12 protein-coding genes are annotated in these 12,661 nt (G+C 71.8%); 2 read left to right on the top strand and 10 right to left on the bottom strand.

The window, feature by feature from the left end:
- Positions 1-112: 112 nt before the first annotated feature.
- The 9 genes from ACWGIF_RS17490 to pdhA form a co-directional block, all read right to left on the bottom strand.
- On the bottom strand, positions 113-877 hold the full coding sequence (locus tag ACWGIF_RS17490; RefSeq protein WP_453497838.1) for a hypothetical protein: 765 nt from the start codon (positions 875-877) through the stop codon (positions 113-115).
- 90 nt (positions 878-967) lie between these two features.
- Positions 968-1,366: an Imm50 family immunity protein gene (locus tag ACWGIF_RS17485; RefSeq protein ID WP_453497835.1), complete on the bottom strand. Its 399-nt coding sequence runs from the start codon at positions 1,364-1,366 to the stop codon at positions 968-970.
- A gap of 1 nt (position 1,367) precedes the next feature.
- Positions 1,368-1,853 (bottom strand): hypothetical protein, encoded by a 486-nt coding sequence (locus ACWGIF_RS17480; protein WP_453497832.1) that lies wholly within the window; start codon positions 1,851-1,853, stop codon positions 1,368-1,370.
- The gene (locus ACWGIF_RS17475) at positions 1,850-2,608 is read right to left on the bottom strand and encodes a hypothetical protein (protein ID WP_453497830.1); all 759 of its coding nucleotides are present in this window, start codon (positions 2,606-2,608) and stop codon (positions 1,850-1,852) included. The genes ACWGIF_RS17480 and ACWGIF_RS17475 overlap by 4 nt, the downstream gene beginning before the upstream one ends.
- 78 nt (positions 2,609-2,686) lie before the next feature.
- On the bottom strand, positions 2,687-3,625 hold the full coding sequence (locus ACWGIF_RS17470) for a GNAT family N-acetyltransferase (RefSeq protein ID WP_453497827.1): 939 nt from the start codon (positions 3,623-3,625) through the stop codon (positions 2,687-2,689).
- A 91-nt stretch (positions 3,626-3,716) separates the two neighbouring features.
- Positions 3,717-4,157 (bottom strand): hypothetical protein, encoded by a 441-nt coding sequence (locus tag ACWGIF_RS17465; protein ID WP_453497824.1) that lies wholly within the window; start codon positions 4,155-4,157, stop codon positions 3,717-3,719.
- A 213-nt stretch (positions 4,158-4,370) separates the two neighbouring features.
- Positions 4,371-5,810, bottom strand: coding sequence for a dihydrolipoamide acetyltransferase family protein (locus tag ACWGIF_RS17460; RefSeq protein ID WP_453497821.1), 1,440 nt, complete (start codon positions 5,808-5,810; stop codon positions 4,371-4,373).
- Between the two features lie 12 nt (positions 5,811-5,822).
- A complete protein-coding gene (locus ACWGIF_RS17455; RefSeq protein ID WP_453497818.1) occupies positions 5,823-6,803 on the bottom strand; it encodes an alpha-ketoacid dehydrogenase subunit beta in 981 nt (326 codons plus the stop codon).
- Positions 6,803-8,005, bottom strand: coding sequence for a pyruvate dehydrogenase (acetyl-transferring) E1 component subunit alpha (gene pdhA / locus ACWGIF_RS17450; RefSeq protein WP_453497815.1), 1,203 nt, complete (start codon positions 8,003-8,005; stop codon positions 6,803-6,805). The genes ACWGIF_RS17455 and pdhA overlap by 1 nt, the downstream gene beginning before the upstream one ends.
- Before the next feature lie 326 nt (positions 8,006-8,331).
- Here pdhA and ACWGIF_RS17445 point away from each other — a divergent pair, with 326 nt between their 5' ends.
- The gene (locus ACWGIF_RS17445; RefSeq protein ID WP_453497812.1) at positions 8,332-8,991 is read left to right on the top strand and encodes a response regulator; all 660 of its coding nucleotides are present in this window, start codon (positions 8,332-8,334) and stop codon (positions 8,989-8,991) included.
- Between the two features lie 170 nt (positions 8,992-9,161).
- On the opposite strand, the gene ACWGIF_RS17440 is transcribed toward ACWGIF_RS17445, so the two are convergent.
- Positions 9,162-10,739, bottom strand: coding sequence for a protein kinase domain-containing protein (locus ACWGIF_RS17440; protein WP_453497809.1), 1,578 nt, complete (start codon positions 10,737-10,739; stop codon positions 9,162-9,164).
- Between the two features lie 228 nt (positions 10,740-10,967).
- Here ACWGIF_RS17440 and ACWGIF_RS17435 point away from each other — a divergent pair, with 228 nt between their 5' ends.
- Positions 10,968-12,632 (top strand): protein kinase domain-containing protein, encoded by a 1,665-nt coding sequence (locus tag ACWGIF_RS17435; RefSeq protein ID WP_453497806.1) that lies wholly within the window; start codon positions 10,968-10,970, stop codon positions 12,630-12,632.
- Positions 12,633-12,661: the final 29 nt, after the last annotated feature.

The raw sequence follows: 12,661 nt of genomic DNA, 5'->3' as shown, positions 1-12,661 counted from the left end.
ACGACTGGTAGACGTTCTGCTCCCCCAGCGTCAGTCGGGCGCACGCGAAGCCGCGATCACCGAATCTGCGATCATCATCCAGCGTGCGATCCGGTCTGTCACCCCGGTTGGCCTACGGCAGCAGGATCCTGACCTGCGACCACGCATCGATCTCCGCCGTCGGCGGATCACCTTCCGCGAGATGGGGCCGTACGGCCTGCAGCCAGGGGATCAGGCTCTTGATGCGGCGCAGGTGCCGGATGCGGTGGTGCGGGAGGTCGCGCCAGACACTGCCCTGCGCCGCCGCCTGCGCCGGGGTCAGGTCGATCAGTGCCAGCAGCTCCCGGCACAGGGCCGCCGGGTCGCCGCCGCGGCCGGGGCCGAACTGCTGGATCAAGTACACCTGCACGCAGGCGCGTTCGGGCGCGCTGGCCAGATCGGGCACACCCTCGGCCTGCGCGCAGCGGTCGGTGGCGGTCAGCGCCACCCGGCCCCAGCGCAGGCGGACCGCGTCCGCCAGCCGCTCGTCCCGCATCCGCACGCCGGCCAGGACGCGCAGCGTCCGCGGCTGGGGTTCGTCCTGCAGCGGCGGGCCGGTGGCCAGCCAGGCCTCCAGGTCCTCCAGCGCATGCCCGACGGGCGGCACCGAGGTCAGTACCTGACCGCGGGTGAGCAGCGCGACCATGGCGCCCGTGAGGTGGACCTTCGCGACGTGCCCGGCGTCGAAGGAGCCGACGGGCCGCCCGTACCGCTCGATGTGGCGCAGGCCCAACCTCGACTCCCCGACGGCGTAGACCTGCCCGGCCCGCGCCACCCCGCCGACGCACCGGACCACGCACACGCCGCCCGTGACGTCGGCCTCCTCGACGGAGTACACCTGCAGTTCGGCGATGGACACCCCGACCCCCTTCCCCGGCCGGGAGGTTACCGCCCGAGCCGTACCCCTGCGCTTCCGGGGCGCGCGGAGGCGCAGGGAGTCCGCCCCCGGTCAGATCGAGCCCTGCAGGTACACGCGGGCCCGGGTGACGGCGGAGGCGGCGGCCGAGAAGGCGAGGGTGCGGTTGTCACCGGTCACCGAGACCTGCTGGCGTCCGGTGTCGGTCCTGGTGACGCGGACCGTGCGGTCGCGGCGGTCCGGGTGTTCGGCGGCGACGCCGGTCATCCGCAGGTCGTCCACGCCGGTGAACATGATGAAGAAGTACAGGGTGTTGTACGCCTTCTCCTCCCACTCCGGCCGGGGGTGGTCCGGCAGCCGCCCGGTCTCGAAGCCGAGGGTGACCGAGGTGTCCCGCTCGTCCACGTGGACGTAGTAGAGCGGGCAGGAGGACAGGTCCGGCGGGATCGTCGCGTAGAGCGCCGTCAGTTCCGGCCACAGGACGTCGTTCATCTCAGGCCCGCTCGTAGAAGGTGTTGACGTACGTCGGCGGCAGCGTCGGGTACAGCCGGTTCTCGATCGCCTTGGTGAACCGGCGCGGTCCTCCGTCGCCGCCGTCCGCGTCCCGCGTGAAGACACTGAGCTTCCCCGCCGACACCCAGGCGTTCGCCGTGAAGGAGACCCCGGTCCCCGGCGCCGCGGCGCGCACGGCCAGCCGGTCCCCGGGCAGCGCGGTGAGCACGAGGTCCGCGGTCACCGGCGGCCGCCAGCCCTCCATCACGAAGTCCTCGACGCAGTGGAAGGCGAGCTGGCACTGCATCGTGTCCCCGGGCCCGCCGTCCCAGCGGTCGGGGAACCTCGGCAGGTCCAGGCGCAGGAGGACGGACGAGCCCCAGCCGTCCAGATGCACCGACCGCAGCCGGACCCCCGTCAGCTCGGGCGCCTCGTCGTAGTACGGCGCGAAGGGCTCGTCGTTCACGACGAAGTCGGTCCAGGTCACGAGGCCGCCCCCGTACCCGGCCCGATGCGGTCCAGCAGGGGCGCCGCCCAGTCCGGGAGCGCGGACGCCCCCGGGCGGGGCGGGCGGGGGTCCGAGGTGATGCCGATGCCACCGGCGGGGTCACCGTGGACGAACTGCTGCGACCACCACAGCCAGGACCGGACGAACAGGTTCGCGCGCCACGCCAGGGCCAGCGCGCCGCGCAGCTCCGGGACCTCGTACCAGTAGCTGGTGAGCACCACGGCGCGGGAGACGGCCTCGTCCGGGTCTCCCGGCCGGGAATCGGTGGTGAGCCCGGCGGCCAGCACCGAGGCCGCGAACCGGTTGTCGGTGAGCAGCCTGCCGCTGTCGCAGACGACCGCGTCCAGCAGGTCCGCCGGGAGGTCTAGGGCGGTCCGCTCCAGCCGCGCCAGCAGCTCGGGCAGGCCCGGATCGCCGGCCGTGTCCCGGCCGGGGACCACCCTGAGGTCGGCCGGCAGCCGCTCGTCCCCCGTGCGGGCGGCCAGCAGGTGGACGTACGCCAGCGCGCGCAGGGTCTGCCAGCGGCAAAGGGTGTCGAGCAGGGCGGTCCTGTAGCGGCGGAAGGCGAGCCGCACCGGCCAGTCGGCCGCCCGGACCTCGTCGCCGAGCGCCCTCCGCTCGGTCGGCACGGGGGCCGGGAAGACCCAACTCCGGCCGGGGTCGTAGGACGGCTCGGCGTGGTAGCCCGGCCAGCCGGGTTCGGGATTCCGGGGTGCGGGGCCGGGGCTACTCATTCACTTCATCGTCCTTCGGGGGCGGCGACTTCGCGTCGATCGAATCCCTGCGATCAGGGCTCTGGGGGAGAACGCCTCTCAGGCCCCGGCCGGTTCCTCCAGGACGAGGCGGATCTCGGTGACCTCGTAGCCCGCGCGGTCGAAGGCGGCGGCCATCGGGACGTTGACGGTGTCGGTGGTGGCGGTGATCCGCTCGGCGCCCTCGGCCGCGTGGAAGCGGGTGATCTCGCCGAGGATCTCGTCGATGAGGCCCTGGCCGCGCTGCTCCGGTACGACGCCGAGGTAGCCGACGTTGCGGTGGTACGGGGTCGCCGACGGGATGGCCATGCCGGCGAGCGTGCCGTCCGGGAGGTGCGCGAGGCGCCACCAGGAGCGCTCGCCGGGGCAGTCGAGGTAGAACTCGACGTCCTCACGGGCCAATTGCTCCGCGTCCATCGACTGGAGCTCGGTCTGCGTGTGCAGATCGAGGCTGCCGGCGGACAGCCGGACGAACGCGTCGAGGAACTCCTCGTCGGTGCCGTCGCGGAAGACGAGCCGGCCGGTGGGCTCCGCCGTCCCGGCGGCCGGGGTCCACTCGTAGCGCAGCCGCTCGATCTCGCGCGTCAGGCCGGTCTTGGACGCGGCCTCTTGACGCCAGGCGACCGCCGCGACCAGCTCCGGGTCCTCCCGCCAGCCGCGGGGCAGGGAGATGTTGTAGCCCGGCAGCTTGCCGAAGGCGGCGTGCCCGGCCGCGAGCAGCCCGGCGGCCACGGCGGCCGGGTCGGCCACGCAGGCCCGCACCTGCAGGCAGTCGAGCGCGATGGGCTGCTCGCTGTCGGCGCGGCCCCACCACAGGGCGCGGGCCAGGACCTCCCCGTCCTCGTCCTCGGCGAACCAGATCCACTCGGGCCGGAACCGGTTACCGGCGAGCTCCTCCCGGATCCTGTCGGCGGTCAGGGCGGGGACGGGGCCGTCGGCCGGGTAGGCGACGGCGCGGTCCGGATCCATGGGGTCTGCGGTGGCAGCACGGAAGAACATCCGGCGATGATCACATAGGTCGAATCCCCCGGCCAGGGGATTCCTCCCGCGTCAGCGCCGGGTCGCGCCTCTGCGCACACGGTCAGGGGGCTCACATGGGACCGTCCTCGAAGTGGTGCACGACGATCCAGTAGTCGTCGTCCTCCTCGGTGAGGGCGCACAGCCGTCGGCCGTCCGGGGACATCGCGATGACCATGGAGCCGGCGCCGGGTACGAGGGCGGCGGAGAGCGCGGTGTGCGCGGTGCGGCGCACCCGGACCCAGTCGCGATCGGCCCCCCGGACCAGGAAGCAGTCCTCGTCATCGATGACGGCAGCGGTACGCGCGTGCTCCAGCCACAGCCGGTCGGCCTCCTGCAGCGCCCCCGGTGCCGTGCGCGCCACAGCGGCCCGCGGGGGCACCTCGACGTTGACGACGGCCTTGAAGGCCCGCGCGTACGAGGGCAGCCCCTCGGCGACGCCCTGGGCCACGACCTCCAGACCGGCCTTCGCCGGCTGCGGCGCCGGGGCGCTCCCGCTGTGTTCGTCTGTCATCCTCAGCCACCGTTCTCGTAGGACAGGTGATGGTCGCCGCCTTCTGTGTGCCCTCGGTTTCCAGGTCGGTCGGGCGGTGTTGCCGAGCGGGGCCCTGACGGTGACGGGGCGGCCGAAGGCGTGAGACGCGCGGGGGTCGCACGGTTCCCGGCAAGGCCGATGGCCGGCCTCCGCAGGGGAGACCGGCCATCGGGTGGGGCGTCGTGCGGGCCGCTACGCCCAGGTGATCAGGCGGCGGGGGTGTTCCAAAACCGCCGCGATGTCGGCCAGGAAGCGGGAGCCCAGTTCGCCGTCGATGAGGCGGTGGTCGAACGACAGGGCCAGGGTGGTGACCTGGCGCGGCTTCACCTTGCCCTTGTGGACCCACGGCTGGAGCTTGATCGCACCGACAGCGAGGATCGCGGACTCGCCGGGGTTCAGGATGGGCGTACCGGTGTCGACGCCGAAGACGCCGACGTTGGTGATGGTGATGGTGCCGTTCTGCATGTCGGCCGGGGAGGTCTTGCCGTCGCGGGCCGTGGCGACCAGCGACGACAGGGACTCCGACAGCTCGCCGAGCGTCTTGGCGTGGGCGTCCTTGATGTTCGGGACGATCAGCCCGCGGGGCGTGGCCGCCGCGATGCCCAGGTTGACGTAGTGCTTGAGCACGATCTCCTGGGCCGCCTCGTCCCAGGACGCGTTGACGTCCGGGTTGCGGCGGATGGCCACCAGGACGGCCTTCGCGATGAGGAGCAGCGGGTTGATGCGCAGCCCCGCGAGGTCCGGGTCGGCCTTGAGTTCCTGCACCAGCTTCATCGTGCGGGTCACGTCGAAGGTGATGAACTCGGTGACGTGCGGCGCGGTGAAGGCGGAGCCGACCATGGCCTGGGCGGTGACCTTGCGGACGCCCTTGACCGGGATACGGGTCTCCCGCGCTCCCGTCTCGGCCGCCGGGGCCGCGGCGGCGGGCACGGCCGCCGGAGTCGCAGCCGGGACGGCGGCGGCCGGCGCGGCCTGCGGGGCGATCGACGCGGCGGCTGCCGCGTGGACGTCCTCCCGGGTCACGACCCCGCCGTCGCCGGTGGGGACCACCGAGGCCAGGTCGATGCCGAGGTCCTTGGCGAGCTTGCGCACCGGCGGCTTGGCCAGCGGCCGCTCGCCGGCCGGCTGCGCCGGTACCGCGGGGAGCACCGGTGCGGCCGGGGCCGCGGGGGCCGCCGGAGCCGCAGCGGCGACCGGGGCCGCCGAGCCGTTCTGCGCGGCGGTGTGCGCCGCGGCCTTGCGCGGGCGGCGCTTCGTCGAGGCGGTGGAGACGCCATAGCCCACCAGGACGGGCTGGCGCGCCTCGGGGGCGGGCTCGGCGGCGGGCGCGGCCGCGGCCGGGGTGGCGGCCGGGGCGGCCGCCTCCTGGGCCGGGGCCTCGGCCGCGGCGCCGGCGGTCTGCACCGAGATGATGACCTGGCCGACGTCGACCGTGGTGCCCTCCTCGAAGAGGAGCGCGTGCACGACGCCGTCGAACGGGATCGGCAGTTCCACGGCGGCCTTGGCCGTCTCGACCTCGCAGACGACCTGACCGTCGGTGACCGTGTCACCCGGCTGGACGTACCACTTGAGGATCTCGGCCTCGGTGAGGCCCTCGCCCACGTCGGGCATCTTGAATTCGCGGATGGTCATGAACGTGGCTCCTCAGTACGCCAGCGAGCGGTCGACGGCGTCGAGCACCCTGTCCAGGCCCGGCAGGTACTCGTCCTCAAGGCGGGCCGGCGGGTACGGGGCGTGGAAACCGCCCACGCGCAGGACCGGCGCCTCCAGGTGGTAGAAGCACCGCTCCGTGATGCGAGCGGCGATCTCCGAGCCCATGCCGAGGAAGGTCGGCGCCTCGTGGACGACCACGAGCCGGCGGGTCTTCTCCACCGACGCCTGGATCCCGTCGAAGTCGACCGGGGACATCGAGCGCAGGTCGACGACCTCCACCGACTTGCCCTCCTCGGCGGCCGCGGCCGCCGCCTCCAGGCAGACCTTCACCATCGGGCCGTAGGCGGCCAGGGTGAGGTCCGAGCCCTCGCGGGCCACGCGCGCCTTGTGCAGCTCACCGGGGATGGCGTCGAAGTCGACCTCACCCTTGTCCCAGTAGCGGCGCTTCGGCTCGAAGAAGATCACCGGGTCGTCGCTGAGGATCGCCTGCTGGAGCATCCAGTACGCGTCGCTCGCGTTCGACGGGGAGACCACCTTGAGGCCCGGCACGTGCGCGAAGAGCGCCTCCGGGGACTCGCTGTGGTGCTCGACCGCGCCGATGCCGCCCGCGTACGGGATGCGCACGACGACCGGCATCTTGACCTTGCCCAGGGCGCGGGCGTGCATCTTCGCGAGCTGCGTGACGATCTGGTCGTACGCGGGGAACACGAACCCGTCGAACTGGATCTCCACGACCGGCCGGTAACCGCGCAGGGCCAGGCCGATGGCGGTGCCGACGATGCCCGACTCGGCGAGCGGGGTATCGATGACCCGCTCCTCGCCGAAGTCCTTCTGCAGGCCGTCGGTGATCCGGAAGACACCGCCCAGCTTGCCGACGTCCTCGCCCATGATCAGGACCTTCGGGTCCTGCTCCAGGGCCTTGCGCAGCGACTCGTTGAGCGCCTTCGCGATCGACATCTTCTCGACAGCCATCAGTGACCCTCCTCGAAGGACGCGAGGTAGGCCGCGAACTGGGCGCGCTCCTCGTCGACGAGCGCGTGCCCGTCCGCGTAGACGTTCTCGAAGATCGCCATGGTGTCCGGGTCGGGCATGGCGCGCACGGCCTCGCGCACGCGCTTGCCCATCGCCTCGCTCTCCGCCTCCAGCTCGGCGAAGAAGGCCTCGTCGGCCCCGCCGGTGGCCAGCAGGTGTGCCTTCAGGCGCAGGATCGGGTCCTTCGCCTCCCAGGCCGCCGTCTCCTCGTCCCGCCGGTACTTCGTCGGGTCGTCGGAGGTGGTGTGCGCACCCATCCGGTACGTGAACGCCTCGACCAGGGTCGGGCCCTCGCCGCGGCGCGCCCGGTCCAGGGCCCAGCGGGTCACCGCCAGGCAGGCCAGCACGTCGTTGCCGTCGACGCGGACGCCGGGGAAGCCGAAGCCCTGCGCACGCTGGTAGAGCGGCACGCGCATCTGGCGCTCGGTCGGCTCGGAGATCGCCCACTGGTTGTTCTGGCAGAAGAACACCACGGGGGAGTTGTAGACGGCCGAGAAGGTGAAGGCCTCCGCGACGTCGCCCTGGCTGGACGCGCCGTCGCCGAAGTAGGCGATGACCGCGGAGTCGGCGCCGTCCTTGGCCACGCCCATCGCGTAACCGGTCGCGTGGAGCGTCTGCGAGCCGATGACGATCGTGTAGAGGTGGAAGTTGTTGGTGTTCGGGTCCCAGCCGCCGTGGTTCACGCCGCGGAACATCCCGAGCAGGTTGGTCGGGTCGACCCCGCGGCACCAGGCCACGCCGTGCTCACGGTAGGTCGGGAAGACGTAGTCCTCGTCGTTCAGGGCCCGGCCGGAGCCGATCTGCGCGGCCTCCTGGCCGAGGAGCGAGGCCCACAGGCCCAGCTCCCCCTGGCGCTGCAGGGCGGTCGCCTCGCCGTCGAACCGGCGGGTCATGACCATGTCGCGGTACAGCCCGCGCAGGTCCTCGGTGGTGATGTCTGCGACGAAGGGGGCGAATTCCGCGTTGTCCGCGTTGTCTACCCGGTCCCCCTCGGGCGTCAGCAGCTGTACGAGCTGAGGTACGGCGTCCTGCGTCTGCGCAGTGGCAGCGGCGGCGGGCTTGGCGGCGCTCGCCGCGCCTGCCGCCCGCTTGGTGCCGCTGCTGCGTCGCGGCTTGCGCGCGGCAGTGCTCTCCACGGTCACGTGTGCTCCTCCGTCGGTCCGGCACCCGGGTTCTCCGGGGTCCAGTGCGGCTCACCTGCATCCGTAACGAGCGCACGGGGTGGGTGCGCGTCGCGTTCGGGATTCAGGCGTGACAGGTGCCCCGGCGAGTGCCCTGCGCAATGCACGTTACCCAGTGCGCCGCATTACTGCGAAACCCCATTTGACCTGCGTTTTTGCTTGGATTTCCAAGTAAATCCGCGGCCGCGGGAACAACCACTGGTCACAGCCTTGCAGGGGCCGGGAACAACGGCACGTTATCCCGGGTAACCCCGGCAGGGAAGGGGTGAGTGTGTGAAACTGACTTCGTGCGCGAAGACGGAAAAATCAAGGTATTCCTCCTGGACGACCACGAAGTGGTACGACGCGGCGTCCATGAGCTGTTGTCGGTCGAAGAGGACATCGAGATCGTCGGCGAGGCCGGTACCGCCGCGGACGCTCTGGTCCGCATCCCCGCCACCCGCCCTGACGTGGCCGTCCTCGACGTGCGCCTGCCCGACGGAAGCGGCGTGGAGGTGTGCCGCGAGGTGCGCTCCCAGGACGAGGACGTCAAATGCCTGATGCTGACCTCGTTCGCTGACGACGAGGCGCTGTTCGACGCGATCATGGCCGGCGCCTCCGGGTATGTGCTCAAGGCGATCCGCGGAAACGAGCTGCTGAGCGCCGTGCGTGACGTCGCCGCCGGCAAGTCGCTGCTCGACCCGGTCGCCACCGCCCGCGTGCTGGAGCGGCTGCGCGACGGCAAGGGCGGCAGGGGCGACGACCGCCTCTCCCACCTCACCGACCAGGAGCGCAGGATCCTCGACCTGATCGGCGAGGGCCTGACCAACCGCGTCATCGGCGAGCGGCTGCACCTGGCCGAGAAGACGATCAAGAACTACGTCTCCAGCCTGCTGTCCAAGCTGGGCATGGAGCGCCGCTCCCAGGCCGCCGCCTACGTGGCCCGCCTGCAGGCCGAGAACCGCTGACCGGCGGGCACCCGTACAGCGTCGTCGCCTGACACCGTGCACTCGCCTGCCGGCCCTCCGGACCGCCAGTTCCAGCGCGCGCTCCGACCGGCTTTTGTGCAGATGCTGTGCGGATACGGATACGGGAACGGGCCCGGCGTACTCGCTTGCGCCGGGCCCGTCCTCGTACGTCACTCCTGGGAGTTCGGGCCCGGCGGCTCCACGGGCTTGGTCGCCGTCGGCGACGGCGGCGCCGACTTCGTCGCCGACGGGGACGCCGACGTGCTCTTGGACGGCGAGGCGGACGCCGAGGCCGAGGCCGAAGCCGTCGGCGACGGCGGCGGGCTGTAGCTCTGCGTCCGGGAGCGGGTCGCCGTGGGCTGGGTCTCGTTGGTCGGGAACGGGCTGTCCGCGGTCTTCTGCGTCGGCAGGGTGTCCGGGGAACCGGGCTTGCTCTGCTCGCCGCTGGGCGTGCTCTGCGTGATCTCCGGCTTCTTCTCGTTGCCGTTCGCGCCCACGGTTTTGACGGCGTAGGCCGCGCCGCCCGCGACCGCGACGATCGCGAGCACCGCGAACAGCCACATCTTCCAGCGGCTGCCGTTGCCGCCGCGGTCGTCGTAGCCGTCGTAGCCGCCGCCGTTGCCGCCCGGGCCGCCGTGCCCGCCGGGGAAGGCCGAGCCGTCGTCGGGGTTCAGCGCCGGCACCATCGGCTGCTGGAACTGCGAAGTCGAGTGGTGCGAGGGGTACCGCTGCTGCCCGCCGGTGCCGCTGACGGGCATGGCCGTGGTGGCGCCGCCCCGCCCGTGCGGCAGGGCCATCGTGACCGGACCGGTGTTCCAGGTGCCGGTGTTCGCCCCCTGGTCGTGCAGCATCTGGAGCGCGTACTGGACCAGCCCGCGCATCTCCTCGGCGCTCTGGAACCGGTCGTCCGGGTCCTTGGCGAGGGAGCGCATGACCAGACCGTCGAGCTCCTGCGGGATGTGCCGGCCCTCGGGCAGCTGCGAAGGCGGGACAGGCGCGTCCTGGACGTGCTGGTAGACCACGGACAGCGGAGTCTCGCCGGTGAACGGGGGCCGCAGCGCGAGCAGTTCGTACAGCAGACAGCCGGTCGCATACAGGTCGGAGCGGTGGTCCACGGCCTTGCCGAGGGCCTGCTCGGGCGACAGGTACTGCGGGGTGCCCATGACCATGCCGGTCTGGGTCATCGTCGACTGGACGCCGTGCAGGGCACGGGCGATGCCGAAGTCCATCACCTTGACCGCGCCGGTCTCGGTGATGATGACGTTCGCGGGCTTGATGTCGCGGTGCACGATGCCGTGCTGGTGCGAGTACGCGAGGGCCTCGAGCACGCCCGAGGTGATGATGAGCGCCTGCTCGGGGCCCGGGGCCTCGGCGCTGATCAGCAGGTCGCGGATGGTGCGGCCCTCGACCAGCTCCATGACGATGTACGGGACGGTGTTGGGGCCGACCCGGTCCTCGCCCGAGTCGTACACGGCGACGACGGCATGGTGGTTGAGTCCGGCGACGGACTGCGCCTCGCGGGTGAAGCGGGCTTTGGACACCGGATCCTCGGCGAGGTCGGCGCGCAGCAGCTTCACGGCGACGGTGCGGCCGAGCCGCACGTCCTCGGCGGCGAACACCTCGGCCATGCCGCCGCGTCCCAGCCGGTGCGTCAGCCGGTAACGGCCGTCGCCCACCAGACCGCCGGCGCCCCAGTGCTCAGGACCATCGGTCATCCCGGCGCCGTTTCCCTCGGGTTCGGGTGCCATCAGTCCTCGCCGTCGTATCTCTCGGCCGCCGCGGAGCGGTAGTCCTCGTCTCGGTGCTCCGACGAACGCTACAGCCTCGGAACCGGTCACCGTTCGGACAAAGCCACCTGTACCCGTGTGGTCACGGAACGGGCACCTGGCTTGACTGGTGCTTGCCCTCGGGCAGACTGGGCGCCATATGCGCCCGGCCAGAGGCGTAGGGACACATCCCGAGGGGAAGCAACAGTCATGAGCCAGGACGGCACTCAGGGCCAGTACGCGGGCGGCTCTCTGGCCGGTGGCCGTTACCAGCTAAGGGACTTGCTGGGAGCCGGCGGCATGGCCTCCGTATACCTGGCGTACGACTCGGCGCTCGACCGGCAGGTCGCGATCAAGACCCTGCACAGCGATCTCGGCCGCGAGCAGTCCTTCCGCGAGCGATTCCGCCGCGAAGCCCAGGCTGTAGCGAAACTGTCGCACACGAACATCGTCTCGGTATTCGATACCGGTGAAGGCGAAGTGACGTTCAACGGCGCGGCCGCGGGCGACGCCGCGGTGATGCCGTACATCGTCATGGAGTACGTGGAGGGCCGGCCGCTCGGCTCGGTGCTCGAGGCGGACATCCGGCAGTACGGGGCCATGCCGGCGGACAAGGCGCTGAAGGTGACGGCCGACGTGCTGGCCGCCCTGGAGACCAGCCACGAGATGGGGCTCGTCCACCGCGACATCAAGCCCGGCAACGTCATGGTGAACAAGCGCGGCGTGGTCAAGGTGATGGACTTCGGCATCGCGCGCGCCATGCAGTCGGGCGTCACCTCGATGACGCAGACCGGCATGGTCGTCGGCACCCCGCAGTACCTGTCGCCCGAACAGGCGCTGGGGCGCGGGGTCGACGCCCGTTCCGACCTGTACTCGGTCGGCATCATGCTGTTCCAGCTGCTGACGGGGCGGATCCCGTTCGACGCGGACTCGCCGCTGGCCATCGCGTACGCCCACGTGCAGGAGGAGCCGGTCGCCCCCTCCTCCATCAACCGCTCGCTGACCCCGGCGATGGACGCGCTGGTGGCGCGGGCCCTGAAGAAGAACCCGAACGAGCGCTTCCCCACGGCCGCGGCCATGGGGGACGAGGTCGCGCGGGTGCTGGGCTCCGGGCACAGCGGGGCGCCGGTCATCGTGCAGGGCCACGGGCCGCTCAGCAGCGGCGCGGGCGTGTCCTCGGCCGTGTTCCCGCCGGTGGACTCCGGCTTCCAGGCGCCGCCGCAGTCGGTGCAGCAGCCCTATCAGGCGCCGCACACCCCGACCCCGGCCCCGTACGCGCCGACGCCGGCCCCCGCACCGCAGCAGCACGCGCAGGGCGGCTACGCCTACCCGCACACGCCCCCGCCGCAGCAGCAGTACGGGCCGCAGACCCCGCCGCCGTACACGATCTCCCCGTCGAGCTCGGCGGGCCTGTCGGCGACGGCCGGCGGCGGCAAGCGGAACACGCCGGTGGTCGTGGGCGCGATCGCGGTGGCGCTGCTGGCCGTCGGCGGCCTGATCGCGGCGATCGCGATGAACGGTGACGACGACAAGGGCAAGACCACGGCGGATCCGGGGACCTCCGCGTCCGCCTCCGCCAAGCCCGGGTTCAAGGGTCCCGACATCACGCGCACGATCGACCCGAAGAAGTGCACGGAGCCGGTGAAGCACTACAGCGAGGCCGGCAAGTACTCGGCGCCGGACTTCAAGTACAAGAACCTGCTCTCCGTCAAGGAGTGCATCCAGGCCTCGGGCGGCAAGTACACGATCGTTCCGAAGGACGAGGCCGTCTACGGCAAGGACACGGTGCTGGTCCAGTCCCCGGCCGCCGGCGAGAAGATCTCCAAGGAGAACACGGAGTACACCCTGACCGTGTCGACCGGCAACCCCGAATAGCGGACCGCCGCCGCCCCACACGAGGCACA

This window comes from Streptomyces sp. NPDC054849 (assembly GCF_053610945.1).
The sequence above is the reverse complement of the archived record's forward strand: the minus strand, read 5'-3'. Positions and strand labels throughout refer to the sequence as shown.